The sequence below is a fragment of the Tabrizicola sp. genome, from assembly GCF_041913445.1.
GTDB lineage: Bacteria > Pseudomonadota > Alphaproteobacteria > Rhodobacterales > Rhodobacteraceae > Tabrizicola.
In genome coordinates this window covers 1-26765 of the sequence record NZ_JAYSFG010000015.1, presented here as the reverse complement: position 1 = coordinate 26765, position 26765 = coordinate 1, and the positions used below count along the sequence as shown (strand labels likewise).

Annotated in this window: 31 protein-coding genes, 1 tRNA gene and 1 riboswitch; of the genes, 19 read left to right on the top strand and 13 right to left on the bottom strand. The window is 67.8% G+C overall.

Annotated features, from left to right (window positions below; genetic code table 11):
• Positions 1 to 134: 134 nt before the first annotated feature.
• The 4 genes from arfB (at position 135) to ACE3Q6_RS15820 (ending at position 3217) form a co-directional block, all read left to right on the top strand.
• Entirely contained in the window at positions 135 to 557 is a 423-nt protein-coding gene (gene arfB, locus ACE3Q6_RS15835; RefSeq protein ID WP_374434380.1) for an alternative ribosome rescue aminoacyl-tRNA hydrolase ArfB, read from the top strand.
• Positions 554 to 1462, top strand: a complete 909-nt coding sequence (locus tag ACE3Q6_RS15830; RefSeq protein ID WP_374434378.1) for a phosphotransferase enzyme family protein — start codon at positions 554 to 556, stop codon at positions 1460 to 1462. The genes arfB and ACE3Q6_RS15830 overlap by 4 nt, the downstream gene beginning before the upstream one ends.
• Before the next feature lie 94 nt (positions 1463 to 1556).
• Positions 1557 to 2201, top strand: coding sequence for a DUF47 domain-containing protein (locus ACE3Q6_RS15825; protein ID WP_374434376.1), 645 nt, complete (start codon positions 1557 to 1559; stop codon positions 2199 to 2201).
• The gene (locus ACE3Q6_RS15820; RefSeq protein ID WP_374434373.1) at positions 2201 to 3217 is read left to right on the top strand and encodes an anion permease; all 1017 of its coding nucleotides are present in this window, start codon (positions 2201 to 2203) and stop codon (positions 3215 to 3217) included. Before ACE3Q6_RS15825 ends, ACE3Q6_RS15820 begins: the two co-directional genes overlap by 1 nt.
• A gap of 10 nt (positions 3218 to 3227) precedes the next feature.
• On the opposite strand, the gene pncB is transcribed toward ACE3Q6_RS15820, so the two are convergent.
• Both pncB and pncA read right to left on the bottom strand, forming a co-directional pair.
• Complete coding sequence (pncB, locus tag ACE3Q6_RS15815) at positions 3228 to 4520, bottom strand: nicotinate phosphoribosyltransferase (RefSeq protein ID WP_374434371.1); 1293 nt, start codon at positions 4518 to 4520, stop codon at positions 3228 to 3230.
• Position 4521: 1 nt separating this feature from the next.
• Positions 4522 to 5130: a bifunctional nicotinamidase/pyrazinamidase gene (gene pncA / locus ACE3Q6_RS15810; RefSeq protein ID WP_374434369.1), complete on the bottom strand. Its 609-nt coding sequence runs from the start codon at positions 5128 to 5130 to the stop codon at positions 4522 to 4524.
• 99 nt (positions 5131 to 5229) lie between these two features.
• On the opposite strand from pncA, the gene ACE3Q6_RS15805 reads away from it, so the two are divergent.
• Positions 5230 to 6141 (top strand): rhodanese-related sulfurtransferase, encoded by a 912-nt coding sequence (locus ACE3Q6_RS15805; RefSeq protein WP_374434367.1) that lies wholly within the window; start codon positions 5230 to 5232, stop codon positions 6139 to 6141.
• Positions 6142 to 6147: 6 nt separating this feature from the next.
• On the opposite strand, the gene ACE3Q6_RS15800 is transcribed toward ACE3Q6_RS15805, so the two are convergent.
• Positions 6148 to 7185 carry an LLM class flavin-dependent oxidoreductase gene (locus ACE3Q6_RS15800; protein WP_374434364.1) on the bottom strand — a complete coding sequence of 346 codons (1038 nt, stop codon included), beginning with the start codon at positions 7183 to 7185 and terminating at the stop codon, positions 6148 to 6150.
• A 261-nt stretch (positions 7186 to 7446) separates the two neighbouring features.
• Here ACE3Q6_RS15800 and ACE3Q6_RS15795 point away from each other — a divergent pair, with 261 nt between their 5' ends.
• Positions 7447 to 7929, top strand: a complete 483-nt coding sequence (locus ACE3Q6_RS15795) for a RidA family protein (protein ID WP_374434362.1) — start codon at positions 7447 to 7449, stop codon at positions 7927 to 7929.
• 102 nt (positions 7930 to 8031) lie between these two features.
• Here ACE3Q6_RS15795 and ACE3Q6_RS15790 read toward each other — a convergent pair whose 3' ends face one another.
• Positions 8032 to 8220, bottom strand: coding sequence for a hypothetical protein (locus ACE3Q6_RS15790; protein WP_374434360.1), 189 nt, complete (start codon positions 8218 to 8220; stop codon positions 8032 to 8034).
• 95 nt (positions 8221 to 8315) lie between these two features.
• On the opposite strand from ACE3Q6_RS15790, the gene ACE3Q6_RS15785 reads away from it, so the two are divergent.
• A complete protein-coding gene (locus ACE3Q6_RS15785; RefSeq protein WP_374434358.1) occupies positions 8316 to 9170 on the top strand; it encodes a LysR substrate-binding domain-containing protein in 855 nt (284 codons plus the stop codon).
• Positions 9171 to 9174: 4 nt separating this feature from the next.
• Here the strand turns inward: ACE3Q6_RS15785 and ACE3Q6_RS15780 are convergent, their stop codons facing one another.
• Positions 9175 to 9924 carry an NYN domain-containing protein gene (locus tag ACE3Q6_RS15780; protein WP_374434356.1) on the bottom strand — a complete coding sequence of 250 codons (750 nt, stop codon included), beginning with the start codon at positions 9922 to 9924 and terminating at the stop codon, positions 9175 to 9177.
• Between the two features lie 122 nt (positions 9925 to 10046).
• Here ACE3Q6_RS15780 and ACE3Q6_RS15775 point away from each other — a divergent pair, with 122 nt between their 5' ends.
• Positions 10047 to 11033, top strand: a complete 987-nt coding sequence (locus tag ACE3Q6_RS15775; RefSeq protein ID WP_374434354.1) for an acyltransferase family protein — start codon at positions 10047 to 10049, stop codon at positions 11031 to 11033.
• On the opposite strand, the gene ACE3Q6_RS15770 is transcribed toward ACE3Q6_RS15775, so the two are convergent.
• From ACE3Q6_RS15770 to ACE3Q6_RS15750, 5 genes are read right to left on the bottom strand one after another with little or no spacing between them, the layout of a single operon-like run.
• Complete coding sequence (locus tag ACE3Q6_RS15770) at positions 11030 to 11410, bottom strand: hypothetical protein (protein WP_374434352.1); 381 nt, start codon at positions 11408 to 11410, stop codon at positions 11030 to 11032. The two genes, ACE3Q6_RS15775 and ACE3Q6_RS15770, sit on opposite strands and share 4 nt — an antisense overlap.
• A 36-nt stretch (positions 11411 to 11446) precedes the next feature.
• Positions 11447 to 11923, bottom strand: a complete 477-nt coding sequence (gene ybaK, locus ACE3Q6_RS15765) for a Cys-tRNA(Pro) deacylase (RefSeq protein WP_374434350.1) — start codon at positions 11921 to 11923, stop codon at positions 11447 to 11449.
• Entirely contained in the window at positions 11920 to 12336 is a 417-nt protein-coding gene (locus tag ACE3Q6_RS15760; RefSeq protein WP_374434347.1) for a type II toxin-antitoxin system VapC family toxin, read from the bottom strand. The genes ybaK and ACE3Q6_RS15760 overlap by 4 nt, the downstream gene beginning before the upstream one ends.
• Positions 12333 to 12575, bottom strand: a complete 243-nt coding sequence (locus tag ACE3Q6_RS15755) for a type II toxin-antitoxin system Phd/YefM family antitoxin (RefSeq protein WP_374434344.1) — start codon at positions 12573 to 12575, stop codon at positions 12333 to 12335. Before ACE3Q6_RS15755 ends, ACE3Q6_RS15760 begins: the two co-directional genes overlap by 4 nt.
• A 60-nt stretch (positions 12576 to 12635) precedes the next feature.
• The gene (locus ACE3Q6_RS15750) at positions 12636 to 13766 is read right to left on the bottom strand and encodes an S-(hydroxymethyl)glutathione dehydrogenase/class III alcohol dehydrogenase (protein WP_374434340.1); all 1131 of its coding nucleotides are present in this window, start codon (positions 13764 to 13766) and stop codon (positions 12636 to 12638) included.
• Positions 13767 to 13858: 92 nt separating this feature from the next.
• Between ACE3Q6_RS15750 and ACE3Q6_RS15745 the strand changes: the two genes are divergently transcribed.
• Together ACE3Q6_RS15745 and ACE3Q6_RS15740 are read left to right on the top strand one after the other, a co-directional pair.
• Positions 13859 to 14143: an I78 family peptidase inhibitor gene (locus tag ACE3Q6_RS15745; RefSeq protein WP_374434337.1), complete on the top strand. Its 285-nt coding sequence runs from the start codon at positions 13859 to 13861 to the stop codon at positions 14141 to 14143.
• Complete coding sequence (locus ACE3Q6_RS15740) at positions 14136 to 14390, top strand: I78 family peptidase inhibitor (protein ID WP_374434336.1); 255 nt, start codon at positions 14136 to 14138, stop codon at positions 14388 to 14390. The genes ACE3Q6_RS15745 and ACE3Q6_RS15740 overlap by 8 nt, the downstream gene beginning before the upstream one ends.
• Positions 14391 to 14441: 51 nt before the next feature.
• Here ACE3Q6_RS15740 and ACE3Q6_RS15735 read toward each other — a convergent pair whose 3' ends face one another.
• Positions 14442 to 14885, bottom strand: coding sequence for a cytochrome c (locus ACE3Q6_RS15735; protein ID WP_374434334.1), 444 nt, complete (start codon positions 14883 to 14885; stop codon positions 14442 to 14444).
• A gap of 202 nt (positions 14886 to 15087) precedes the next feature.
• On the opposite strand from ACE3Q6_RS15735, the gene ACE3Q6_RS15730 reads away from it, so the two are divergent.
• The 4 genes from ACE3Q6_RS15730 (at position 15088) to ACE3Q6_RS15715 (ending at position 20385) form a co-directional block, all read left to right on the top strand.
• Positions 15088 to 16764, top strand: a complete 1677-nt coding sequence (locus tag ACE3Q6_RS15730; RefSeq protein ID WP_374434508.1) for a DNA polymerase Y family protein — start codon at positions 15088 to 15090, stop codon at positions 16762 to 16764.
• A gap of 121 nt (positions 16765 to 16885) precedes the next feature.
• Positions 16886 to 18133, top strand: coding sequence for an RNA polymerase factor sigma-54 (rpoN, locus tag ACE3Q6_RS15725; protein ID WP_374434332.1), 1248 nt, complete (start codon positions 16886 to 16888; stop codon positions 18131 to 18133).
• A 73-nt stretch (positions 18134 to 18206) separates the two neighbouring features.
• Complete coding sequence (locus ACE3Q6_RS15720) at positions 18207 to 20207, top strand: hydantoinase/oxoprolinase N-terminal domain-containing protein (RefSeq protein ID WP_374434330.1); 2001 nt, start codon at positions 18207 to 18209, stop codon at positions 20205 to 20207.
• A gap of 101 nt (positions 20208 to 20308) precedes the next feature.
• Positions 20309 to 20385: transfer RNA gene (locus tag ACE3Q6_RS15715), tRNA-Met, on the top strand.
• 305 nt (positions 20386 to 20690) lie between these two features.
• Here the strand turns inward: ACE3Q6_RS15715 and gndA are convergent.
• Positions 20691 to 22088, bottom strand: a complete 1398-nt coding sequence (gene gndA, locus ACE3Q6_RS15710) for an NADP-dependent phosphogluconate dehydrogenase (protein ID WP_374434506.1) — start codon at positions 22086 to 22088, stop codon at positions 20691 to 20693.
• Complete coding sequence (locus ACE3Q6_RS15705) at positions 22085 to 22987, bottom strand: SMP-30/gluconolactonase/LRE family protein (RefSeq protein WP_374434328.1); 903 nt, start codon at positions 22985 to 22987, stop codon at positions 22085 to 22087. Before ACE3Q6_RS15705 ends, gndA begins: the two co-directional genes overlap by 4 nt.
• A gap of 65 nt (positions 22988 to 23052) precedes the next feature.
• On the opposite strand from ACE3Q6_RS15705, the gene ACE3Q6_RS15700 reads away from it, so the two are divergent.
• From ACE3Q6_RS15700 to ACE3Q6_RS15680, 5 genes are all read left to right on the top strand, one after another.
• Complete coding sequence (locus tag ACE3Q6_RS15700) at positions 23053 to 23808, top strand: SDR family oxidoreductase (RefSeq protein ID WP_374434326.1); 756 nt, start codon at positions 23053 to 23055, stop codon at positions 23806 to 23808.
• Positions 23805 to 24287, top strand: coding sequence for a gluconokinase (locus ACE3Q6_RS15695; protein ID WP_374434324.1), 483 nt, complete (start codon positions 23805 to 23807; stop codon positions 24285 to 24287). Before ACE3Q6_RS15700 ends, ACE3Q6_RS15695 begins: the two co-directional genes overlap by 4 nt.
• A 152-nt stretch (positions 24288 to 24439) precedes the next feature.
• Positions 24440 to 24652: riboswitch (cobalamin riboswitch) on the top strand.
• 30 nt (positions 24653 to 24682) lie between these two features.
• Positions 24683 to 25132, top strand: coding sequence for a DUF1636 family protein (locus tag ACE3Q6_RS15690; RefSeq protein WP_374434322.1), 450 nt, complete (start codon positions 24683 to 24685; stop codon positions 25130 to 25132).
• Entirely contained in the window at positions 25129 to 25893 is a 765-nt protein-coding gene (locus ACE3Q6_RS15685; protein WP_374434319.1) for an ABC transporter ATP-binding protein, read from the top strand. The genes ACE3Q6_RS15690 and ACE3Q6_RS15685 overlap by 4 nt, the downstream gene beginning before the upstream one ends.
• On the top strand, positions 25893 to 26765 hold an 873-nt coding region (locus tag ACE3Q6_RS15680), incomplete at its 3' end, for an ABC transporter substrate-binding protein (protein WP_374434317.1). The genes ACE3Q6_RS15685 and ACE3Q6_RS15680, both read left to right, overlap by 1 nt.

Here is a 26765-nt window from a genome sequence, read left to right as displayed (position 1 = left end):
AAGGGCAGCCCCTGGAAAATAGACCACCGATTGGATTTGGATGCCCTAACTGGCCCATCTCCTTGGATCTCGGAAAGGGTTGCCTGAGCAGGGCAACCCTTTCTCTATTTCGCCCAACCGAATACCGTCCCGGAATGCTTTACGTCACCGAAACCCTGTCCATCGCCGAATGGGAATTGTCCGAAAGCTTCATGCGGGCCTCGGGTCCCGGCGGGCAGAACGTCAACAAGGTCTCGACCGCCGTCGAACTGCGCTTCGAGGCCGAGCGGTCGCCGCACCTGCCCCCCGGCGTGAAGGCGCGGCTCAAGAAACTTGCCGGTCGGCGCTGGACGACGGAGGGCGCGATCGTCCTGCAGGTGGACGAGACCCGCAGCCAGGCCCGAAACCGCGACATCGCGCGGGAAAGGCTGGTCGAGATGATCCGCGCCGCCCTTGTTGCGCCAAAGCGGCGCATCGCAACCAAGCCCACGCTCGGCAGCCAACGGCGGCGTATTGCCGCCAAGACCGCCCGGGGCGAGGTCAAGGCCCTGCGCGGCAAGGTCGGGGACGAGGAATGACTCCCGCCGAAGAGGCCGCGCGTCACTGGGATGGCCGGATCCTCCGCCTGATCCGCGACCGCGAGAACCACGTCTTCGAGATGGTCACCCCCCAAGGCCGCGCCGCCCTCCGCCTGCACCGCGCGGGCTATCAGGCCCCCGCCGCGATCCGGTCCGAGCTCTGGTGGTGCGCCGAACTCGCCCGCGCCGGCCTGCCCGTCCCCGCCGCTCTGCCCGCCCGCGATGACGCGCTGCTGGTGGGCCTTTCGGACGGCCGGCACGCCTCGGCCATCGCCTGGATGGAGGGGGAGGCGCTGGGCGAGGCCGCCGCGCCGAACCCCCGCCCGAAGCCGCAGGTGCTGGAGCTGTACCACGCGCTTGGCGCATTGCTGGCGCGGGTCCACCAGGCCACGGACCGCCTTGTCCTTCCGCCGGACTTCGACAGACCCCGCTGGGACCGGGAAGGGCTGGTGGGCGATCAACCGCTCTGGGGTCGGTTCTGGGAGCATCCCGTCGCCACCCCCGACCAGCGCGTCCTCCTGATCCGCGCCCGGGACGCCCTGCGCGAGCGGTTGGCGGGGGACATCGGCCTGATCCATGCCGACGTCCTGCGCGAGAACATCCTGGTGAACGGCCGTTCGGTTTCGCTGATCGACTTTGACGATTCGGGCTTCGGCTTTCGGCTTTACGACCTGGGCACCGCCCTGGTGCAGACCGTGCAGCACCCGGAACACGAAGACCTCCGCGACGCCCTGATGGCCGGCTACGGCACGAAAGATGTGGCGCTGGTCGAGGCGTTCACCCTGGCCCGCACTCTGGCCTCGGTCGGCTGGACCATGCCGCGACTCGCGCCCGACGACCCGATCCATCGCAGCCACCTGGCCCGCGCGGTTTTCTGCGCCCGGCGCGTCCTGAACGGCGCGTAACGGGAACGTAACAGATAGACAACGGTTTTGTGACCGGATAGTCGGTGCCCCTGAACGCAGGTCGGGCAGCCACTCCCGACATCCGGGGGACACCATGTTCAAGCTCGTCAAATCCATCATGCCGCGGTCGGACAACTTCTTCGACCTGTTCGAGGCCCAGGCCCGGAAGGCCCAGGAAGCCGCCCAGACCCTGCGCGCGATCCTGGATGGAGGCGCCGACACTGCCGACAAATGCGCCCGGCTTTCGACGCAAGAGGAGGAGGCGGACCAGATCAGCTACGAGGTGATGCAGTCGATCCGCCGCAGCTTCATCACGCCCTTCGACCGGTCCGACATCAAGGCACTGTCCTCCGCGATCGACGACGCCATCGACCAGATGAACAAGACCGGCAAGTCGGTGATGCTGTATGACGTGGCCACCTTCCAGCCGAACATGCGCGCCATGGGCGACCGGATCATCCTTCTGGCGAACATCGTGGCCGACGCCCTGCCACTGATGCGCAACATCGGCACCAACTCGGGCCGTCTCCACCAGATGGTGGGCGAGATCAGCCGGATCGAGGAACAGTCCGACCAGATGTACGACACGGGGTTGAAGGACCTCTTCAAGTCCACTCCCAAGGATCAGGCGCTGGATTTCGTCATCGGGGCCGAGCTTTATGACCGACTGGAAAAGGTCTGCGACCGGTTCGAGGACGTCGCCCATGTCATGAGCGACATCGTGATCGAGCACGTCTGATGGACGCGGGTTCGGTCACCTTCCTTCTGGTCTTCCTGATCGCCGTCGCCCTGTTCTTCGACCTGCTGAACGGGATGCACGACGCGGCGAACTCCATCGCCACCATCGTCTCGACCCGTGTCCTGTCGCCGTTCCTGGCCGTCGGCTGGGCGGCGTTCTGGAACTTCTCAGCCTACTTCATCGGCCACTACTTCGGGTTCGAGGCCAAGGTCGCCTCGACGGTCGGCAAGGGGCTGATCGACCCGGAAATGGTTACCAACGCCGTGATCTTCGGCGCGCTCATGGGGGCAATCGTCTGGAACGTGATCACCTGGCGGCTTGGGATCCCCTCGTCCTCGTCCCACGCGCTGGTGGGAGGGATCATCGGGGCGGGCGTCGCCAAGGCGGGCTTCCCGGCCATCGTCTGGGGCGGGTTGTCGAAGACGCTTGTCGCCATCGTCCTGTCGCCGGTCACGGGGTTCGTTCTTGGCATCCTTCTGATCGTCCTGATCAGCTGGCTTTTCGTCCGCGCCAACCCGGCACGGACCGACGGCTTCTTCCGCAAGATGCAGCTTCTGACCTCGGCGCTTTACTCCATCGGGCACGGCTCGAACGACGCGCAGAAGACCGCCGGGATCATCGCGGTCCTCCTTTACGCCAACGGGGTATATTCCGAGTTCACCGTCCCCGCCTGGGTGGTCCTGTCCTGCTTCACCGTCATGGGCATCGGCACGATGCTGGGCGGCTGGCGGATCGTGCACACGATGGGATCGAAGATCACCCGCCTTACCCCCATGCAGGGCGCCGCGGCCGAGACGGCAGGCGCGATGACACTGTTCGGCGCGACCTACCTCGGCATCCCGGTGTCCACGACCCATACGATCACGTCGTCCATCGTGGGCGTGGGTTCGGCCCGTCGGGTCCATGCGGTGCGCTGGGGCATCGCGGGGCGAATCGTCTGGGCCTGGATCATCACCATTCCCGCCTCGGCCCTGATGGGCGCGATCTTCTACTGGATCGGCGCGCAGTTCATGTGACGCGCCGGGGTCAGACGAGGACCTCCTGCGCCTCTTGCTGGCCCACGCCGAAGACGCGCTTGTAGCGCTCGATCTCGTCCTTCGGGCCCATCGCCTTGGCCGGGTTGTCCGACAGCTTGACGGTCGGCCGCCCGTTGGCGGACAGCGCCTTGCAGACAAGGCTGAACGGCGCCAGGGCATCGCCGTCCACCAACCCGCGGAAGTCGTTCGTCAGCATGGTGCCCCAGCCAAAAGACACCTTCACCCGTCCGTTGAACTGGGCATAAAGCTCTTCGATCTTCTCGACGTCTAACCCGTCCGAGAAGATCACCAGCTTCTTCGTCGGGTCCTCGCCCCGGCTTTTCCACCAGGCAATCGCCGTCTCGGCCCCTTTTGCCGGGTCGCCCGAGTCGATGCGGATCCCCGTCCAGCCCGCCAGCCAGTCCGGCGCGTTCTTCAGGAAGTTTTCCGTTCCGTAAGTGTCGGGCAGGATGATCCGCAAGTTGCCTTCATGCTCTTCCTGCCAGTCCTCCAGCACCCTGTAGGGCGCCTGCAGAAGCGCTTCGTCCGTATCGGCCAAGGCACTGTAAACCATCGGCAGTTCGTGCGCGTTGGTCCCGATCGCCTCGACGTCGCGGCTTTTCGCGATCAGGCAGTTCGAGGTGCCGATGAACTTCGACCCCAGACCCTCCTGCATCGCCTGGACGCACCAGTCCTGCCACAGGAACCCGTGCCGCCGCCGGGTGCCGAAATCGGCGATCTTCAGTCCGTCGATCCCCCTAAGCCGCTCGATCTTCTCCCAAAGCCGGGTCATGGCGCGGGCGTAAAGGACCTGCAGCTCGAACCGCCCCATGTCGTGCAGCACCGCACGCGAGCGCAGCTCCATCAGGACGGAAAGTGCCGGGATCTCCCACAGCATGACCTCGGGCCAGCGCCCCTCGAACGTCAGCTCGAACTGGCCGTCTCGCTTTTCCAGGTGGTAAGAGGGCAGGCGGAGGCCCTCGAACCACTCCATGAAATCCGGCCGGAACATCTGCCGCTTGCCGTAGAAGGTGTTCCCACGCAGCCAGGTGCTTTCGCCGCGCGTCAGGGACAGCGAGCGCACATGGTCCAGCTGTTCGCGCAGCTCGCCCTCATCGATAAGCTCGGCGAGGCGCACCTTGGTTGACCGGTTGATCAGCGAGAAGACCACGGTCGTATCCGGCTTGTTGCGGAAAATCGACTGGCACATCAGAAGCTTGTAGAAGTCCGTGTCGATCAGCGACCGCACGATCGGGTCGATCTTCCACTTGTGGTTCCAGACCCGGGTCGCGATATCCACCATCTCAATCCTCCAGCGCGACGCCAGCCGCGCGCATCTGGGTCCGGGCGTCGGCGAGGGAACCGTTCAGGTCGATGGCCCGGCAGGCCCCTTCCAGCACCGTGGCCTTGAACCCAAGCCGCGCCGCGTCCAGCGCCGAATAGGCGACGCAGTAGTCGGTGGCGAGGCCGACCAGAGTGACCGAGGTGACGCCACGGTTTTTTAGGTAGCCTTCCAGCCCGGTGGCCGTGGTCCGGTCGTTTTCAAAGAAGGCCGAGTAGCTGTCGATCTCAGGCCGAAAGCCTTTGCGGACAACCAGTTGCGCCGGGTCGGTGCGCAAGTCCAGGTGGAACTCGGCCCCTTTCGTGCCCTGCACGCAATGCGTGGGCCACAGGACCTGCGGTCCGTAGGGCATCTGGGTCAGGCTGAACGGCGCGGCCCCGGGGTGGTTCGCGGCGAAGGAGGCGTGGTTGGCCGGGTGCCAGTCCTGCGTCAGCACTACGGTGGCGAAATCGCCCATCAACCCGTTGATCCGGCTGATGATTTCATCGCCCCCTGCCACGGCGAGGGCTCCACCGGGGCAGAAGTCGTTCTGCACGTCGATCACGATCAGCGCGTCGGTTGCGGGTCTCATGGCGGCCTCCGGGTGGTGTCCTTCCTTGCGTAAGGGCGGGTCGGGGGTGCGTCAAGCGAAGCGCTTGAAATTCCGGGGGGATGGGCGCAAAGGGGGGCCATGCTGACCGTCGCCGCGCTTTACCATTTCACCCGCTTTCCGGACCCTGCTGCCTTGAAGCCGGGGTTGCTGGAGGTCTGCCTGGGGCATGGGGTGAAGGGGTCGCTGCTGCTCGCGCCCGAGGGGATCAACGGCACCATCGCGGGGACGCGGGAAGGGATCGACGCGGTGCTGGCGGCGATCCGGGCGCTGCCGGGGTGCGAGGCGCTGGAGTGGAAGGAAAGCTTTGCGGAGTCCATGCCGTTCGGGCGGATGAAGGTGAAGCTGAAGCGCGAGATCGTCACGATGGGTAAGCCCGACGTGGATCCTCTAGCGCGGGTTGGAAACTATGTCTCGGCGCGGGACTGGAACGCGCTGATCTCGGACCCGGATACCGTGGTGATCGACACCCGCAACGACTACGAAGTCGCCATCGGGACGTTCCGCGGTGCGGTGGACCCGGGGACCAAGGCTTTTGGCGAGTTTCCGGATTGGTGGCAGGAGAACCGCGACCGCTTCGCGGGCAAGCGGATCGCCATGTTCTGCACCGGTGGCATCCGTTGCGAGAAGTCGACGAATTACCTTCTGGGCCAAGGGGTCAATCAGGTCTTTCACCTGAAGGGCGGGATCCTGAAATACCTGGAGGACGTGCCCGAGGCGGAGAGCCTTTGGCAGGGCCAGTGCTTCGTCTTCGACGACCGGGTGTCGGTGGGGCATGGGCTCAAGCCCGGGGGCCTGAAGGTCTGCGGCGCCTGCCGGAGGCCGGTGACCGAGACGGACCAGGCGGCCGCGGTCTACGAGGAAGGGGTGTGCTGCCCGGCCTGCGTGGACGAGTATTCCGCCGCCGACCGGGAGAGATTTAGGGAGCGTCACCGCCAGATGTTGCTGGCCGCAAAGCGCGGCACACAACATCTTGGCGGCGGCGCGCCCTAGCGCAGGCTACGCGGCCTTGTCGGCCAGCATGTCCTGCACCATCGGAATGACCTTCTGACCATAAAGCCGGATGCAGTCCATCAGGTCGCCGTGCGGCACCGGCCCCGTCGAGTATTTCATGTCGAACCGCTGGATGCCCAAGGTCTTCACCGTCCGCGCGATCTTCCGCGCCACCGTCTCGGGGCTGCCGACATACAGCGCGCCGTGGTGGACTTCGTTCAGGTAGCGGTCCTTGGTGACGGGGGGCCAGCCCCTCTCGCGCCCGATGCGGCCGAACATGTCGGCGTAGTGGGGCCAGAGGATTTCCTGCGCCTTTTCGTCCGTCTCGGCGACGAACCCCGGCGAGTGGACGCCGACGGGACGCACCGGCTTGCCCAGTTGCGCGCAGGCGCGGTGGTAGAGGTCGATGTAAGGCGCGAAGCGGCCCGCATCGCCACCGATGATCGCCAGCATCAGCTGGAGGTCCTGCCGGACCACGCGGACGACGCTTTCCGGGCTGCCCCCCACGCCCACCCAGACGGTCATCGGCTGTCCGAGCTGCGGGAAGACCGGCTGATCGTGCAAGGCGCTGCGGGTCTGGCCGGACCAGGTCACGCGGGGCTCGCGCAGGAGTTTGGCGAAGAGGTCCAGGCGTTCTTCGAAAAGCTGGTCATAGTCGTGCAGATCCTGCCCGAACAGCGGATAGCTTTCGGTAAACGATCCCCGGCCGAGGATCGGCTCGGCGCGGCCGTTGGACAGCGCGTTCAGCGTCGTGAAGCGCTGGAAGACGCGAACCGGGTCGTCGGTCGACAGGACGGTGACCGCGGTGCCCAGCTTGATGCGCTGGGTGCGACCCGCGATGGCGGCCAGCACGATCTCGGGCGCCGAGATCGCGAAGTCCGGGCGGTGGTGTTCGCCCAAGCCGATGAAATCGATGCCGATTTCGTCGGCCAACGTGGCCTGGTCCAGCACTTCGCGCAGCACGACATCCATCGGTTGCGGCTTGCCGTCCGGGCCAAGGGAGACGTCGCCGAAGGTGTCAAGGCCAAGGGAGATGGGGGTCATGGGAAGCTCCTTTGGTGCCAAGGTAGGGATTGGCCCGGCGGAAATGAACGCGGATTTCGAGAGACGATCGGTTCAGACATGCACGGGATCGGGCAAGTCTCTGCGGACGCTGGATTAATTGGCCGGGTTGCGCCGGTTTCCGGGCAGTGGTTTCTGCCTGGAATGCGTATGGGAAGCGGCCATACGCGCGCATGGGGCAGAAGCGATTAGCCATGGCGGCGAATCATCCGGCGCGGCAGGTTGGCGGCGAAGGAGACCGCCATGACATCACCCGAAACGCTGGCCATCCAGATGGGCCTCGACATCCCCGACTTCGACCGCGACGGCTATTACGGCGCGGATTACGGGACGATGAAGCCCTACCACCGGGTGGGGAGCCTGCTGTTCCTGTCCGGGCATGTCGCGCAGGTGGGCGCGCAGGTCACGCACAAGGGGCGGCTTGGCAAGGACGTGACGGTGGAAGAGGGCTACCAGGCCGCACGTCGGACCGGGCTGAACGTGCTGGGCGGGATCCGGCAGGCGGTGGGGTCGCTGGACCGCGTGAAGGGGATCGTGCGCAGCCTGAACTTCGTCGTCTGCACACCGGAGTTCGAGGAGGTCCACAAGGTGTCCTCGGGCCTGTCGGACCTTTTCGTCGAGGTCTTCGGGCGAGAACAGGGCCTGGGTGGCCGGGCAACCATCGGGGTGATGGCGCTGGCGAACGGGGTCTGCTTCGAGACCTGGGTCACGGTCGAGGTGGAGTGAAGGCTCCTCGTTGCGGCTTCGCCTTCTCGTCGCGGGCGTTGCGCCCGGGGACCGGCCCCGAGGCGCCGCCCCGGACCCCGGAGTATTTGCGCCATGGGCAAATCAGGGGGCGTGTTCGGGCCGGGCCACCGGGGCGGGACGATGAAGGAGGGCGCGGAGGCGGGCGAGACGGTCCAGCCAGCGCTGGCGGCGGGCGGCGCGCCGGTCGGCAAGATGGTCCGCAAGGTGGTGGGCATGCGGGTCCGCCGGGCGGGAGGCGGCGCGGAGGAGGTCGAGGTTGACGCCGTGCATGGCTTACGTCCCATCAGAGGATTACCCTACAAACCTGCCATGAATCATGGGACAATCCGAATCAGGAAAATCCTTGAGACGTAAGTTCAGATTACATGTCGCGCTGGCGTGATCTTCCCTCTCTCTCGCTTCTGCGGGCCTTCGACGCCACCGCCCGGCATGGTGGCTTCACGGGCGCTGGGCGGGCGCTGAACGTGACCCATGCCGCCGTGACACAGGCGGTGCGCGGGCTGGAGGCGGAGTTGGGCGTCGTCCTGGTGCGGCGCGAGGGGCGGACGGTCCGGTTGACCGAGGCGGGCGAGCGGCTGGCGGCCTCGCTGAACCAGGGGTTTGGCACCATTGCAGGCGGGATCGAGGAGCTGCGGCGCAGCGAGGCGCGCAAGCCCCTGCGGGTGGCGACGACGGTCTTCCTGGCTCAGGCGCTGATCCTGCCGCGGCTGAGCGAATTCTGGGCGATGCATCCGGGGGTCGAGGTGTCGATGACCCCCGGCCTGGCCCTCGTCGACGTGGTGGCGGAGGGCTACGACCTTGCGCTGCGTGCCTGGCGGGGAACCCAGCCGGGGGCGGTGACCGAGCCGCTTGCCCAGTCGCGCTGGGTCGTGGCGGGGGCGCCGTCGCTCCTGGGCGAGGGCGGCACGGATATCCGACGGCTTCCCTGGATCGTGCCGGATGACGACCACGCCGACATCCTGCGCCAGGTCGGGATCGAGGTGCCCGCGGCGCAGCGCGTGCAGATCGGCAGCCCGCACCTAGAGATCTCTGCCGGCTTGACCGGCCTGGGCCTGATCCTCGCGACCGAGGTTGTGATCCGCAACGAGCTTGCCAGTGGCCAGCTGCGTGAGGTTCCGCTGTCCGGCTTTCCGGAGGTGAACTACTACGTCACGATGCCAGCCGGTCCCCGCCGCGCCGAGACCGAGGCCTTCGTCAGATGGGTCCAGACGCTGTTCTGACGCGTCACGCCTTGTCGCGCACCATCAACTGGCTGCCGTCGCCCTTCTGCACGTCGAAGCGGCCGGTGCGCTTCAACAGGTCGGACAGGCGCGCGCTGCCATAGCTGCGGCTGTCGAAGTCGGGGTAAAGCTGGGTCAGCACCTGGCCAAGCTGGCCCAGGGAATAGCTGTCCTCCTCGATCCCGATCTTCTTCATCGCGGCCAGGACCAGGGGGATCGCCTTGGACGGCGGGTCCTTCTCGGCCTTGGCGGGGGCGGGCTTTGCCGGGGTCGGGGCGCCACTGGCGGCTTCCGGGGCGACTTCGGGGGCCGAGGCGATGTTTTCCAGGAAAAGGAAGCGGTTGCAGACGTTGCGCAACGATTCCGGGGTCTTCTTTTCGCCCACGCCGATCACCTGCAGCCCGTCCTCGCGTATGCGGGAGGCAAGCCGGGTGAAGTCGCTGTCCGAGGACACCAGCACGAAGCCGTCGACCTTGCCCGCGTGCAGGATGTCCATCGCGTCGATGACCAGGCCGATGTCGCTGGCGTTCTTGCCCTTGGTGTTCGCCGATTGCTGGTGCATCACCAGGCCCAGGTTGCGGGCCTTTTCCTTCCACTGGCCCAGCGCCTGCGACGACCAGTCGCCATAGACCCGACGGACCGAGGGCTCGCCGTAGGTGGCAAGTTCGTCCAGCACTGCCTCGATATGGCGCGCGGGGATGTTGTCGGCGTCGATCAGGACGGCAAGACGGGGGGCGCGGGGGTCTGCGGGCATGGTGGCTCCTGAGGTTCCTCCCTTTGTGGCCGAGCCGGGACAGCAAGGAAAGCGCAATCGGTTGGTTGACCAGCGGCTGGCCGGGCGGGCATCATCGCGGGCGGTGGGCAAGGGATGCGGGCATGATCGGTGGGTTGCAGATGTTGCGCGGGGTGGCCGCTGCGCTGGTCGTGCTGTTCCACCTGCAAGCCGCCGCAGTCAACGAGGGGCATGACGCGGGGCTTCTGTCCTGGTTCAAGGGCGGCGAGGTCGGCGTGGACGTGTTCTTCGTCCTGTCGGGTTTCGTGATCTTTCACGCGGTGCAGGGGCGGCCCGGCATGACCGCGGGGCGGTTCCTGCGGCAGCGGTTCTGGCGGATCGTGCCGCCCTATTGGGCCGTCCTTGCGCTGACTCTGATGGCACTTTTCGCGCTGGGGCTGATGCAGGGCGACTGGGGCGGCTGGCCCTCGGCCTGGACGCTGGTAGTGTCGGTCCTGCTGTTGCCGTTGCCCGATCAGGTTATGGCTGTGGCCTGGACCCTGACGGTCGAGGGGATGTTCTACCTGATTTTCGCGGCGACCTATTTCCGCTGGGGCACGCGCGGGGCGATCGCAGCGCTGGCGGTCTGGTCGGCGATCACTGTGGCGCTGAATTACCTGCAGCTGGGGCTGCCGCCGGTGCTGGGGCTGATCCTGTACTCTGGCGCGATCGAGTTCCTGTTCGGCGCCCTTATCGCCCTGGCCATCGGTCGGGGCTGGCGGCGGGGGGCGGTTCCTGCGGTGGTCCTGGGGGTGGTGGGGCTGGCGGCCGTGGTGACCGAGGTGGTGACCTTCCACTATGGCCGGATCTGGGTGGCGGGGCTGCCCTCGGCGCTGCTGGTCTACGGGCTGGCGGCGGGGGACTGGCGAATGCCGAACTGGACCCTGGTCTGGGGCGAGGCGTCCTATCTTCTGTACCTGGTGCACCTTCTGGTGTTTTCCATCGCGGGAACCCTGCTGCGGATGGTGGGGGTCGAACCCTATGGCTCACTGACCGCGCTCATGGGTCTGGGGGTGTTGTCGATTGTGGTGTCGGTGGCGGGGACGATCTGGGTGGAGCGGCCCTATCGCGCCTGGACAAAGGGGCGTTAGCCGCCCGGGGGCCCGGGACAGCTGGGGCTTGCCAGCAGCGCCTGCAAATGATCGATGCGGGCAGGGTCGGCGTCGGAAATCTGGAAGATGGCCCGGTCGATCGGGGCGAACAGAACCGGTTCGATCACGACCTCGGCGCAGATCATCAGGCGACCGGTTTCGCCGACATGGGCCGTGGTCAGCGCCAGCATGGCCGCATCAAGGGCAGGCGAGAGCCGGATCGAGAGGGTCGAGCCGCGGTCATCGTCCACGCGGCGCGTGTCGAGGATGTCTTCGGCCTGGGCTTCCAGCGCATCCTGGCCAAAGATCAGCGACAGGCGCGGCGGCTCGGCCAAGGCGGGAAGTGCGGTTGCGAGAAGGGCAATCAGGCTGCGCATGGCGCAGAGGATAATCGGTCATGCGCAGGGGACAAGTCAGGCGATCAGCGGCAGGGCCAGGGCGGCCACGGCGCGCAGGGCCTCGGCCGGGGGCAGCGAGAGGAGGAGCCCGCGCTGGCCGGCGTTGATCCAGACCCGCTCGGCTGTGCAGGCGGTGGCTTCCAGCGCGGTGGGGACGGCGCGCTTCTGCCCGAAGGGAGAGATCCCGCCGACATGGTAGCCGGTCAGCTTTTCCGCCTTGGGCACCGGCATCATCGCCGCCGACTTGCCCCCGAAGGCCGCGGCCACGCGCTTCATCGACAGCTGCCGGTCCGAGGGGATGACGCAACAGGCGGGTTTGCCGTCGACCTCGACCATCAGGGTCTTGAGCATCACGGCCGGGTCGATCCCCAGCGCCTGTGCGGCCTGCAGCCCCGTCGCCTCAGCCTTGGGGTCGTAGGGGTAGGGGTGGAGGGCGACCTCGATCCCAAGGGCGGCCAGGGCGCGGAGGGCGGGGGTGGAGGCGGTGGTCATGCCAGGGGCTCGGGGAAGGGGGAAAGGACCTTTGCCCCGGTGGCAAGGAAGGCCCGATCGCCGGTGACGACGGTGGCATCCAGGGACAGCGCAGTCGCGGCGATCTGCAGGTCGGCCCCGGCGTTGCCGATGCGGGCGGAAAGTTGGCCCCAGATCTGGGCGGCGGGAGCATCGAAGGACAGGACGCGGTCCGAGAACAGCTGGACGGTCCGATCAAGCCAGGCCCGCAGGTCGCGGGCAAAGGTTGGGTCGCGTTGGGACTGCTGGGCGATCCCGCGTTCGATTTCGCCCAGCGTGATGACCGAAAGGAACAGGCTGTCGTCCGGCTTGTCGGCCAGCCAGCGCACGACATGCGGGGCGCGGTCGGGGCGGCGCAAGGCCGACAGGACATTGGTGTCGAGGATGTAGATCACAGGCTTACGTCGCGGGGCTTAGCCCCGGCGCGGTCGATGTCGCCGCCCGGAAAGGCCAGCAGATGGTCGACGAAGCGACCGCGGCTCTGCCCTGCCTCTGCGGTGAGGCGAGCGTAGTCGGCGGCCGACACAACGACGACCGCCGGCTTGCCCCGGCGCGTGACCTCTTGCGGGCGACCGCCGAGGGCAGCGTCAACGACTTCCGAAAAGCGGTTCTTGGCGTCCTGAAGGGTCCACATGGGGCTATCCAGCTAGACAGGTAGCTAGCTAGATAGGTCCACCATGCAGCTGAGTCAACCTCAATACACCACCACCGCCCGGATCGACTTGCCCTCGTGCATCAGGTCGAAGCCCTTGTTGATGTCTTCAAGCGTCAGGATATGGGTGATCATGCTGTCGATCTCGATCTTGCCGTCCATGTACCAGTCGACGATCTTCGGCACATCCGTCCGGCCCCGCGCGCCGCCGAAGGCCGTGCCTTTCCAGACCCGGCCGGTGACCAGCTGGAAGGGCCGCGTCTCGATGGTGGCACCCGCAGGTGCCACGCCGATCACGATCGACTGGCCCCAGCCGCGGTGGGTGCATTCCAGCGCCGCGCGCATCACCTTGACGTTGCCGGTGCAGTCGAACGAGTAGTCGACGCCCCCGATCTTGTCGAAAGGCGTTTTCGTCATGTTGACGATATGCGGGGCGATGTCGCCGTCGATCTTCGTCGGGTTGACGAAATGGGTCATGCCGAACTTGCGGCCCCATTCCTCCTTGTCGTCGTTGATGTCGACGCCGATGATCTTGTCCGCGCCCGCGAGCTTGAGCCCCTGGATCACGTTCAGCCCAATGCCGCCCAGCCCGAAGACGGCGGCCGTCGCGCCCTGTTCCACCTTGGCGGTGTTCAGGACCGCGCCGACCCCGGTGGTCACGCCGCAGCCGATGTAGCAGATCTTGTCGAACGGCGCGTCGTCGCGGACCTTGGCCAGCGCGATCTCCGGCAGGACCGTGTGGTTCGCGAAGGTCGAGCAGCCCATGTAGTGGTAGATCGGGGTGCCATCGAGCATCGAGAAGCGGGTGGTCCCGTCAGGCATCAGCCCCTTGCCTTGCGTGTCGCGGATCGCGGTGCAGAGGTTGGTCTTGCGGCTCAGGCAGCTCGGGCATTCCCGGCATTCGGGCGTGTAAAGCGGGATCACATGGTCGCCCGGTTTCAGCGTCTTCACGCCCGGCCCGCACTTGACCACGACGCCCGCGCCCTCATGGCCCAGGATGGACGGAAAGATCCCTTCCGGGTCCGCGCCGGACAGGGTGAATTCGTCGGTGTGGCAGATGCCGGTGGCCTTGATCTCGATCAGGACCTCGCCCTCCTTGGGGTCGTCGAGGTTGACCTCCATCACTTGCAGCGGTTGGCCGGCAGCGACGGCGACGGCGGCACGGGTGCGCATCTGATATTCCTCCCTGAAGATTTCCCGGAACCTGTGCCAATCTGGGGCGTAAAGCAATGCGGGATTCGACTCGCCCATGTGAGGATACGACAATGAAACGTGCCTTCCCCCTGCTGCTCTGCGCGCCGCTCCTGGCAGCCTGCGTGATGGAGCCGACCCCGGTGCCGGTTCCGCCCTCGGACAACCTGGCCAGCTGTGGGGCCGATGACCTGCAGTATCTGGTGGGTCGTCCCGGTGTCGTGCTGGACGGGATGCGTTTCAGCCAGGAAGTCCGGGTGATCCAGTACGGCATGGCTGTGACGATGGACTACAACCCCTACCGGCTGAACTTCTGGCTTGACCGCCGCGACGTGATCGAGCGGGTCGTCTGTGGGTAAGGCGGCGCTTCTGCTGGCATTGGGCCTGGCGGGCTGCGTGGCGGCTATGCCGGAGGAGGATGCCTGCGGCGCTGCGGGCCTGCAGTCGCTGATCGGTCAGAAGGACGACGCGCTGGCGGCGATGACCTTCCCGCAGGGCACGCGCTTCATCTATCCCGGCACGCCCGTGACCGAGGATTACCGCCCCGACCGACTGAACATCGACATCGACCAGTCGGAACGGATCACCGGCGTCTGGTGCGGATGAGAAAAGGCCCCGGCGGTTGACCGGGGCCTTCTGCAATCAGGTGGTGGCGGATCAGTTCGTCGCCATGCGGAATTCGGTGTGGCAGTCCTTGCAGGTCCCGCCCAGCGCACCCATCCCGGCTCCGATCGTCTCGGCCGAGGCGACATCCATCGCAGCGGCGGCATCGCCCAGCGCCTTGGCATCGGCCAGGAATTCATCCCAGTTCGTCCAGATCTCGGGCTTGGCTTCCGAAGCCGGGTCGGCACCGCCCTGGTCCTTGAAGGCGGCTTCGATGGCAGCGGCGTCCGCGACCAGTGCGGCCTTTGCTGCTTCTGCGGCGGCGGCGTCATAGGCAGCCTTGCCACCGGCCATGTCGCCAAGGACGCCGATGTTCTTGCCGATGTCGCGCATAAGGTCCGACCGCGCCTTGGCATTCGGGTCTGTGCGATCGCCCTTGGCATAGGCGGCGCCGGCCACCACGACAGCGCCGATCAGTATGGCTTTGACAAACTTCATTTACTGGCTCCCTCGTTGACGTTCGCCCCCACTATAGACGCGGCATTCCGTCGCGGTAGCAGAGGAGTTGTGCGCTCACGCACTTGTCATCCGCGGTGATGCGAGCGTCCTCACACAGTTGTCATTAGTCCCCGGGCGGGACTCGACAGTGCAGGGGCGCACTGGCACGATGGAACATAAAGTGAACATCCTTGAGTCGGTGATGGCGGGTCGGCGCATCCTTTCCCTTTGGTTCCCGCGGCTTGCGGCGGACCGTGTCGTGCGGCTGCGGGGCGATGCGGTGCCGACGCCGCTGGCCGTGGTGGGGGACCGCAATGGCGCACAGGTGCTGGTGTCGCTGTCGGCCGAGGCCGAGGCGGCGGGCCTCTCCCCCGGCCAGCCGCTGCGCGATGCCACCGCGATCTGCCCCGCGCTTCTGACCGTCCCCGCCGATCCCCTGGCCGAGGCGCGGTTCCTCCTGACGCTCCGCCGCTGGGCCGGGCGCTTCTCGCCCTGGGTGGCCGAGGAGCCTCCCGCCGGGCTGATGATCGACCTCACCGGGGCTGCGCATCTGCATGGCGGCGAGGAGGGCGTGCTGGAACGGGTGGCCGAGGATTGTGAGGGGCTGGGCCTGACGGTGCGGGCGGCCATCGCCGACACGCCGGGGGCCGCCTGGGGCCTCGCGCGCTATGCCGGCGGCAGCACCGGGCTTGGGCGGTCGGGCGACGCCATCGACCAGGAGGCGCGGGCGACGCGGTCGCGCGCCGTCAAGCGCAGGGGCTGGGAACGTGGCGGCGGGGCCCCCCGTCCGGTGGCCGCGCGCGGGGCCGAGGCCGCGGTGATCTCGCCCCCCGGCCGGTTGCATGAGGCTTTGTCCGGCCTTCCGCTCGCCGCGCTGCGCCTGGACGGAGAGGTCGTGGACCGGCTGATGCGGCTTGGCCTGCGCCGGGTGGGCGACATCATGGGCATCCCCCGCGCGGCCCTGGCCCGGCGCTTCGGGGCCGACACGCTGCGGCGGCTGGACCAGGCGATGGGGCTGGAGCCGGAACCTGTCAGCCCCGCCCACCCGCCGATGCATTTCGCCGTGCGGCTGACAATGCCCGACCCCATCGGCCTTCGGTCAGACATCGAAGCGGCGCTGGACCGCCTCTTGCCCCCCTTCTGCGACAAGCTGAAAGCCAAAGGCCGGGGTGCACGGCGGGTGCTGTTCCAGGGCTTCCGCGCCGATGGCGGGGCGACCTCGGTCGAAGTGGGCCTTGCCCGCGCCGCCGACAGCCCCGACCGCATCCGCCCGCTCTTGCACCTGAAGCTCGACCAGATCGACCCGGGCTTCGGGATCGACTGCCTGCGGCTGGAGGCGCTGGCCACCGAAGCCGTCAGCGCCGTCCAGCACCGCGGGCATCTGGAGGTGACGGCTCATGCGCTGGCCAATGCGGGCCGGGTCAGCGTTGGCTCTCCCCAGGCGCTGGAGGACCTGGTGGGCCGCCTCGGCGCAAGGCTTGGCACCGAGGCGGTCCTGCGCATGCATCCCGCCGATAGTCATGTGCCCGCCAAGGCGGCAAAGCTTCTGATGGCCGCATGGAGCCAGCCGCACGACGGCCTCTGGCCCGCCCCCCCGGCCCCGCGCCCGCTGGTCATGTTCCGCCCCGAGCCCGTGGACGCACCCGAAGTCCGCGAGCTTCCCGCCCGTTTCCGCTGGCGCCGCCGCGACTTTGCCGTGCGGATGGCGGCGGGGCCGGAACGGCTGCAGCCGGAATGGTGGTTCGAGGACCCCGACTGGCGCAGCGGCACCCGCGACTACTGGCGGGTCGAGACCGAGGGCGGCGAAAGGCTCTGGCTCTTCTTCGGTCAGGGCGGGGCGGTCAATCCGCAATGGTATTGCGAAGGGACCTTCGCCTGACCGCCGGGCGCCCGGAGTTTTCGAAAACTCCGGACCGGAGCCTTCGAAGGCTCCGTCACGATTTCTTCGAAGAAATCGTTCCCGGTTGCGACAGGCCCGCATCCGTGGGAACCATTCCGCCATGAAGTCCCGCAACCGCATTTCGGTGCAGCAGACCCAGCGCATGGCGCTGACCACCGGGCTTGCGACCTCGATCCGACTGCTCAGGGCCGACGCCGCGGGCCTCAGCCGTTATCTCGAAGAAGCCGCGGCGGAAAACCCGCAGATCATCCTGACGAAGCCGCAGTCGACCGAGTGGCTGCCGCGCTGGAAATCCGCTTTCGGCTCTGACGCCGAACGCCCGGAACAGGAGGCCGCGGGGCCAAGCCTGGTGAGCCATGTGCTGGGGATGATCGAATCCCTGCGCCTGTCGCCCGCCGACCAGCGCATCGCCGTGACCTTGGCCGAGGCGCTGGAGCCCTCGGGCTGGATCGGGCGGTCGCTCGCCGCTATCGCCGGGCAGCTGGCCGTGGCGCCCGCCGCCGTCGAAACCGTGCTGAAGCGCCTGCAGGACCGCGCCGAACCCACCGGCCTCTTTGCCCGGAACCTGGCCGAATGCCTGAGCTTGCAGGCCGAGGAGGCGGGCGAGCTGGATCGGCCGATGCAGGCGCTGCTCGACCGGCTGGATCTTCTGGCCAAGGGCGACATCGACCGGATCGCCCGCGAGGCAGGGTTGAAGGTGGCCGACCTTCGTCAAGCCTTCGGGCGGCTGCGCAGCTACAACCCCAAACCCGGCGCGGGATTCGAGGTCAGCGCAGCCCCGGTCCGCGAGCCGGACCTGATCGCCGAGAAGGGTGCCTCGGGCTGGATCGTGTCGCTGAACCGCTCGGCGCTGCCCTCGGTGTCCGTGGCCGAGGGACGTGCCAAGGGAAGGGCCGAGGCGCGGGCGCTGATCAAGATGATCGAGGGGCGGAATGCGACGCTTCTGTCCGTGGCGCAGGACATCCTTGCCCGGCAGACCGCCGCGCTGGACCACGGGATCGGCGCGCTGGTCCCGATGACGATGGCCGAAGTGGCCGAGGCCCTGGGGCTGCACGAAAGCACGATCAGCCGCGTCGTCTCGGGCACCGCCGTCGACACGCCGCGCGGCACCTGGTGGCTGCGGTCGCTCTTCACCCGCGCCACCCGCGAAGGCGGGCCGGCGGCAGGCGCGCTCCGCGACCGGCTGGCGAAGCTGGTGGCCGATGAGGACCCCGAAGCTCCCTTGTCCGACGAGATTCTGGCCGAAGCCCTGGCCGAAGGCGGCGCGCCCATCGCGCGGCGGACGGTCGCGAAATACCGGGCGATGCTGAACCTGCCCCCCGCCCATCGGCGCAGGCGGCGGCATTGATGTCGCTTCCGGGGCTGACAGGGCGGCCCGGGTGCTCTAGCTGGCGGGAAACGCGGGCGGATCAGGGACGGACATGGCCTATTTTCTGGGTGTCGACACCGGGGGCACCTATACGGATGCGGTGATCCTGGACGAGGCGGCGAATGTCGTCCTGGGCAAGGCCAAGGCGCTGACCTCGCGACATGATCTGGCCGTGGGGATCGGTCAGGCCGTAGACGCCGCCATCGCCGCCGCCGGAGTGAAGGCTTCGGACGTGGCGCTGGTCTCGCTCTCCACGACCCTTGCCACCAACGCGCTGGTCGAGGGCCAGGGCGCCCGCGTGGCGCTGGTCTTCATCGGCTTCGACGACGCCGACCTCGGCCGGAGCGGGCTGACCGAGGCGTTGAAGGGCGACCCGGTGGTCAAGCTTCCCGGCGGCCACACCCATGCCGGGACCGAGGTCGCGGCCCTGGACCTCGGTCTTCTGGAACTGATGGTGCGCGAGCTGGGCGACGAGGTTTCGGGCTTCGCCGTCGCGTCGCAATTCGCCACCCGCAACCCCGCGCACGAGATCGCGGCGCGCGACCTGATCCGCCGCGTCACGGGCCGCCCCGTGACCTGCAGCCACGAGCTGTCCGCCAACCTGAACGGCCCCAAGCGCGCGTTGACCGCCGTCCTGAACGCCCGTCTGATCGGCATGATCGACCGGCTCGTCGCCGCCTGTGAACGCCACCTCGCACAAGTGGGGATCGAAGCGCCCCTGATGGTCGTTCGCGGCGACGGCGCGCTGATCTCGGCCGCGATGGTGCGGGAACGGCCGATCGAAACGATCCTGAGCGGCCCCGCCGCCTCCATCGTCGGCGCGCGCTGGCTGACCGGGGCGTCGGACGCGCTGGTCAGTGACATCGGCGGGACGACGACCGACGTGGCCCTCCTCCGCGGCGGTCTGCCCGAGATCGACCCGCAAGGCGCGCGGGTGGGTGGCTTCCGCACGATGGTCGAGGCCGTGGCGATGCGGACCACGGGCCTTGGCGGCGACAGCGAGGTGCATCTGGTGACCGAGGGGTTGAAGGGCGGGTTGCGCCTTGGTCCGCGGCGGCTGATGCCGGTCTCGCTTCTGGCGGTGGACCACGGCCCGATGGTGCATGCGGCGCTGGACCGCTGGCTTGGCTCCGAGGCGGTGGGCGAGATGGATGGCCGTTTCGTCGTGCCGATGTCCGGCCAGCGCGGCGGCCTGAACGCCCGGGAACTGGCGGTGCTGGAGCGGATCACGCAGCCGATGCCCATGGCCTCCTGCCTGACCTCGCGGCTGGAGGTCGCGGCGCTGGAGCGGCTGGTGGCGCGCGGGCTGGTGATGATCTCGGGCGTCACGCCCTCGGATGCCTCGCACGTGCTGGGGCGGCTGGCGGATTGGGACGGGGTGGCCGCCGAAAAGGCCCTGCGGCTGATCGCCAAGCGGCGCACCGGGGCGGGGGAGCGCTTTGCCACGGGACCAGAGGTCTTTGCGCAGGCGGTGGTGGACCAGCTGACGCAGCAGACGGTGGATTGCCTTCTGGAAGCGGCCTTCGGCGAGGACGCGGGTTTTGCGGGTGAGGCGCCGGAGGCTCTGGCCCGCCACAAGCTGACGACGCAGGGCCTTTCCCAGCACAAGGGCGTGGTTGAGGTCGCAGTCAGGCTGGGTGTCCCGGTCATCGGCCTCGGCGCCTCGGCGCCCTCCTATTACGGCGCGGTGGGGGAACGGCTGCATTGCCCGATGATCCTGCCGGAACATGCCGGGGTGGCGAATGCCATCGGCGCGGTGGCGGGCCAGGTCAGCCAGCGCGCGACCGGCACCGTCTCCTCCCCTGCCGAGGGCCGCTTCGTCGCGCATCTGGCCGAGGGGCTGCAAAGCTTCTCCTCCTCCACCGACGCCCTTGCCGCGCTGGAGGCCGCACTGGTAGCCGAAGCCTCCTCCCGCGCGAAAGAGGCGGGGGCGGTGGACCTGCGGGTCACCGTGGACCGCGAGGTGAAAGAGGTCGAGATCGAGGGCCGCACGATGTTCATCGAGGCGCGCGTCACGGCGACGGCTTCGGGACGGCCCCGCGTGGCGCATTGAGGCGGCTTCACTTGCGCTTACGACGCAAGAGCACAAGGAGGACGTGGGCAGCCGATTCACCCTTGACCTTGCCCTGCCGCGCCCTTAATCCGCGCCCCAGTGGCTAGGTAGCTCAGCTGGTTAGAGCGTGCGACTCATAATCGCAAGGTCGAGGGTTCGAGTCCCTCCCTCGCCACCACTTCCCTTCAGACCCCGAACTCCTCTGCACCAGCAGCCTGCGGCAGGCGCAGGCGCTTGAGGCCGCACGGCAGGTGTTTGCGGAAGCTTGGCATAAGGACCGCCTGGCAGGCGGCAATCTCGGCGTCGGAAAAATTGCCCAGCTGAGGGGTGGGGCTGGGCAAGTCTGAAAGTGGACTGAAACCAAAGGGGGAAAACGGGGCCGTTGATAATAGTGTCTTGCGGCCGGGGTGGCCGTTTCGACAGGATCAGATTGCCCCGCAACGCGGCGTTGCGCTGTTCCCTGGGGAACAGCACCGCGATGTATCACTCCTTGGCCCAGGGACCATGCGGGTGGTCCTGCCCGTCAAGCCGCTGGAACCCGTGCAGCCCGAAGAAATCGCGCTGGCCCTGGATCATGTTGGCCGTCCCGCGGGCGGTGCGCATCAGGTCGAACCAGGCCAGCCCCGCCGACAGCGCCGGAAGGCCCAGACCGTTCAGCGCGCCCGCTGCCACGACGCGGCGGAGGGAGGGCGTCTTCTGTTGCAGAAGCTCGGCGAAGAAGGGCGCGAGCATCAGGTTGCGCGTGGGGTCCTGGCCCAGCGCCTCGGCCATGTCGTTCAGCATGGCCGAGCGGATGATGCAGCCCGCCCGCCAGACCCGCGCGATGGCCGGCATGTCAAGCCCCCAGCCGAACTCGGCCGCCGCGGCGGTCATCATCGCGAAGCCCTGTGCATAGCAGAGGATCTTGCCCGCGATCAGCGCCTGTTCCAGGTCCTGCAGCGAGATCTCGGCGCGGCTCGGGGCCGGGCCGTAAAGCGCCTCGCCCGCCGCCCGTTCGCCCCGCCGGGACGACACGTTGCGCGCCATGACCGCGGCTTCGATGACCGGGATCGGCGCGCCGAGGTTCAGGGCCTCGATCGCCGTCCAGCGCCCGGTGCCCTTCTGGCCCGCAGCGTCGACGATCATGTCGAGAAGCGGCCCGCCCGCGACCGGGTCGGCGGCCCCGGCGACGGCGGCAGATATCTCCACCAGGTAGGACCGCAGCACACCCTCGTTCCAGCGGGCGAAGACCGGGGCGATCTCGGCCGCCGACATCCCGAGGCCGTCGCGCATCACGCCATAGGTCTCGGCGATCATCTGCATGTCGGCGTATTCGATGCCGTTGTGGACGGCCTTGACGAAATGCCCCGCCCCGTCCGGCCCCATGTGGTCAGCGCAGGGGGTGCCGTCCTCGGCCTTGGCGGCAATCGCGCGGAAGACCTCGGCCATCCGTGCCCAGTCCTCGGGGCTGCCCCCCGCCATGATCGCCGGCCCATGCCGCGCGCCGTCCTCGCCGCCCGAGACGCCGATGCCCATGAAGCGGAAGGGCAGACCGGCCGCCGCCCGGCGGTTGGTGTCGTGGAAATTGGCGTTGCCCGCGTCGATCACCAGGTCCTCGGGCTGCAGATGCGCGGCGAGGAGCGCCATCATGTCGTCCACCGCCTTGCCGGCCGGGACCATCAGGATGATCGCGCGGGGCGAGGCCATCGCGGCCACCAGCCCCTCCAGCGTCTCGGTTGGGACGATCCGGGCGGCCAGCTCCCCCGCGCCCGCGTGGAAGTCCTGGGTGACCGAGGCCGTGCGGTTCCAGACGGCGATGGGGAAGCCCTTTTCGGCGATGTTCAGCGCCAGCGCAGCGCCCATCGTGCCCAGGCCCACCAGCCCCACCTGCGGTTTCGTCATGGCCATTGCGCGCCCTTCCGGTTGAGGACGACCGAGTAGAGTCCCGTCGTCGCAGTGATGAACAGCCGGTGCTTGGCCCGGCCCCCGAAGCAAAGGTTCGACACCACCTCGGGCACCAGGATCTTGCCCATCAGGTGCCCGTCCGGCGCAAGGCAGTGGACCCCATCCCCGGCCGAGGACCAGAGGTTGCCCTCGTCGTCCATGCGGATGCCGTCGGCGCAGCCGGGTTCGATCCGGTGGAAGAGGGAACCCTTGCGGGGACGCCCGGTTCCCATGTCGAAGACAAGGATGTGCCGGGGATCGTCATGGCCAAGCCGTCCGGTATCGGCGACATAGAGGCGGCTTTCATCCGGGTTGAAGGCCAGGCCGTTCGGGCAGCGCATGTCGGTGATCACCGCCTCCAGCGTCCCGTCCGGGTCGACGCGGTAGACGGAACAGGGGAGTTCCGCTTCCGCCTTGAAGCCTTCGTAATCGCTGACGATCCCGTAATGCGGGTCGGTGAACCAGATCGCCCCGTCGCTACTGACGACCACGTCGTTGGGGCTGTTCAGCCGCTTGCCCTGGTAGCTGTCCGCGATGACCGTGATGGACCCGTCCCATTCCGTCCGTGTCACCCGCCGCGTGCCATGTTCGCAGCTGACAAGCCTCCCCTGCCGGTCGCGGGTATGGCCGTTGGAATAGTTGGCCGGGGCGCGGAAGGTGGTCAGGCCAGCCTCGCTCCACCGCATTATCCGGTCATTCGGGATGTCCGAGAACAGCAGGCACTGGTGATCGCCGAACCAGACCGGCCCCTCGGCCCAGTCGAAGCCCTCGGCCAGTTTCTTCAGGGGCGCGTTGAACAGGACATACTGGCTGAACACGGGATCGACGATCTCGAACCACGAAGCGCTTGCGGTCATGGGTCACCTCCGTTAGCGCTCACCTTTGCCCAGCCGAGGCGGGCGCACAAGACGCGGAGGGGCCGATGTCGCATCCCATCTTCGACCTGACCGGACGGCGCGCGCTGGTGACGGGGGCCTCGCAGGGGATCGGGCTTGCCTTGGCGCAGGGTCTGGCCGAGGCGGGTGCGAATGTGGTGATCAACGGCCGCGACCGGGCCCGTGCCGAGGCGGCGGCATCGGGCATTCCGGGGGCCGAGGTGCTGGTCTTCGACGTGACCGACCACGACGCGGTGCGCGCGGCGGTGGACGGGTATGAGGCGCAGGGAAAGTCCATCGACATCCTGGTCAACAACGCGGGCATCCAGCACCGCGCCCCCCTGCAGGACTTCCCGGCCGAAGCGTTCGAGCGTCTCCTCCAGACCAACGTCGCCAGCGTCTTCCACGTGGGCCAGGCCGTTGCCCGCCACATGATCGCGCGGGGCCGCGGGCGGATCATCAACATTGCCAGCGTGCAGACCGCCCTCGCCCGGCCCGGGATCGCGCCCTACACCGCCACCAAGGGCGCGGTGGGCAACCTGACCAAGGGCATGGCCACCGACTGGGCGCGCTTCGGCCTGACCTGCAACGCCATCGCGCCGGGCTATTTCGAGACCCCGCTCAACGCGGCCTTGGTGACTGATGCGGAGTTTGACGCCTGGCTGAAGAAACGCACCCCCGCCGGGCGTTGGGGCAAGGTTGACGAGCTGAAGGGCGCCTGCATTTTTCTGGCCTCGGACGCGGCGAGTTTCATCAACGGCCACACGGTCTATGTCGACGGCGGCATCTCGGTGTCGCTGTGAGGCGGATCGTCGTCATGGGCGTCTCGGGCTGCGGCAAGTCCTCGGTCGGCGAGGCGCTGTCGGCGCGCCTGGGCATCCCCTATTTCGACGGCGACGACCTTCATACCCCGCAAGCGGTGGAGAAGATGCGGCAGGGCATCCCCCTGACGGACGAGGACCGCTGGCCCTGGCTGGACCAGGTGGCCGGGGTGCTGCAGGACAAGGCCCCGGTGATCGTCGGCTGCTCGGCCCTGAAACGCACCTACCGCGACCGGATCCGGGCGGGCGCGGGCGGGCCGGTGACCTTTGTCCACCTGTCGGGGAGCCGGGACCTCATCGCCTCGCGCATGGGCGAGCGGACCGGGCATTACATGCCGACCTCGCTTCTGGACAGCCAGTTCGCCGCGCTCGAGGCCCCCGGCCCGGACGAGGCGGTCACGGTGGACATCGCACCGGACCTGCCGGAGATCATCGAGGAGATTCTTGCGCGGCTTCCATGACGGAGCGTCTTGCGTAATGTTATAATATAACATACACCGGCGGCATGGCACTGCTCCTGCATCCCGTCGCTGCGCCTTATCGGTCTTCCTGCCCCACGGCGCGACCGGATTGCCGAATGTCGCTTTCCGTATTGATAAGCCGCACGATCCGGCGCACACCTGTCGTTGATGGTCCCCGGCCAAGCCAAGCGCGGCGGGGTGAAAAGGGAATACGGTGTGGTGTAGGCATCAGCCGCCAAATCCGTAACTGCCCCCGCAACTGTAAGCGGCGAGCGACCTCCGATGCCACTGGCCCAAAGGCCGGGAAGGTGGGGGAAGCCCAGACCCGCGAAGTCAGGAGACCTGCCATCGAAGCAACCAACCACCCGGGCGGGGTGCCCCGGAAGGAGTGTTCGATGGACGTCAAGTCGAGGCCCGCGGCCTCACCCCCCTATTCCGTGGCGCAATCCGCGCCGCACCAGGTGCTTGTCTGCAAGGCCTGCAAGCACAAGGGCGATGCCTGCAAGCCGGGCTTTGCCCTGCTGAAAAAGCTCCGCGCCGCGATCGAGGCCGCCGGTCTGGGCAAGGAGTTCGAGGTCTCGGGAACCGCCTGCCTTGCCGGCTGCGTCCCCGACCACGGCGAGCCTTGCGTCGTGGGCTACCGTGCGACCGAAAAGGCCACCTGGCTTTTCGGCGACATCGACCCAGACCAGCCCCTGGACGAGCTGGTCGACTTCGCCCGCAGCTATGCGGCGCTGGAGGATGGCTGGCTGAACGGGAAGGACCTGCCCCCCGGCCTTTGCGACACCACGCTGGCCCGCATCCCCGCCGCGATGATCGTGACGCGCGAGGGCACGATCCAATGACCGTGCTGGAACTGCGCAACGTCACCTGGGGCCCGAAGCGGGCGCCGGTGATCCTGCACGACATTTCCTTTGCCCTGGCCGAGGGCGAGGTGCTGACCATCTGCGGTGCGAACGGGGCCGGGAAATCCTCGCTCCTCCGCCTCCTCTACCGCCACCAGGCACCGCTTTCCGGCGCGGTCCTGATCGAAGGCCGCGACCTCTGGCTGACCCCCCCGCGTGAGGCCGCCCGCACCGTCGCCGCCGTGTTGCAGGAACAGCCCACCGACTTCGCCCTGACCACCCGCGACATCGTGGCCTTGGGCCGCCTGCCGCACCGGCAAGGCATGGGGCCAGGCGCCCGCGACAAGGCCATCACCGACGCCGCGATGGTCCGGATGGACCTTTCCCACCTCGCGGACCGCCGCTTCGGCACCCTCTCGGGCGGCGAACGCCAGCGGGTCATGGTCGCCCGGGCACTTGCCCAGGAACCCCGCATCCTGGTCCTGGACGAGCCCACCAACCACCTCGACATCCGCCACCAGCTGGAGCTTCTCCGTCTCCTCCGCGGCCTCGGCCTCGCCGTGGTCTGCACGCTGCACGACCTGACCCTGGCCGCCGAGTTCGCCGACCGGGTCCTTATCCTGGACCAGGGCCGCGTGGTCGCCGACGCGCCGCCGGGCGAAGCCCTGACCGAAGCCACCATCGCCCGCGCCTTTCAGGTGATCCCCCGCATCGACCGCACCGGCACGGCCCCCCGTTTCTCTTTCCGACTGGACCACTGATGAAGACCGCTCTCCTTGCCCTCGTGCTGACCGCTACCCCCGCCCTCGCCTTCCCCGTCACCGTGCAAAGCTGCAACCGCGAGGTCACCTTCGACGCCCCGCCCGCGAAGGCCATCGCCAATGACGTGAACCTGGTCGAGATGATGCTGGCCCTTGGCCTGCGCGACCGGATGGTCGGCTATACCGGCGTCTCCGGTTGGAAGACGCTGGACGAGGAACTGCGCGCCGGGATCGCCGAACTCCCCGAGCTTTCCGCCCAATACCCCACCCGCGAGGTCCTTCTGGGTGCCGAGCCCGACTTCTTCTTCGCCGGCTGGAATTACGGCATGAAGGTCGGCGGCGAGGTCACGCCCGAGACGCTGGAGCCCCTCGGGATCAAGACCTATGAACTCACCGAAAGCTGCATCTTTGTCGGCCCGAAGGCGCGCAGCACGATGCAGGACATGTACAACGACCTTCTGAACCTCGGGCGGATCTTCGGCGTCGAGGACCGCGCAAAGGACCTCGTCGCAGGCTATGAGGCGAAGCTGGCCGACCTCACTGCCGGGATCGACCGCACCAATCCCCTGCGCGTCTTCGTCTACGACAGCGGCGAGGAAACCCCCTTCACCGCCGGGGCCTATGCCATCCCCACCGCGCTGATCGAGGCGGCGGGGGGCCGGAACATCATGGACGACCTCGACAAGAGCTGGGCCACCGTCGCCTGGGAGCCGGTGGTCGAGCGCAACCCCGAGGTCATCGTGATCGTCAACTACGGCGACGTGACGGCCGAGCAGAAGATCGCCTTCCTGGAAGCGAACCCCGCCTTCGCCAATGTCGACGCGGTGAAGAATGATCGCTATGTGGTCCTTGAATACGTCGAAGCCACGCCC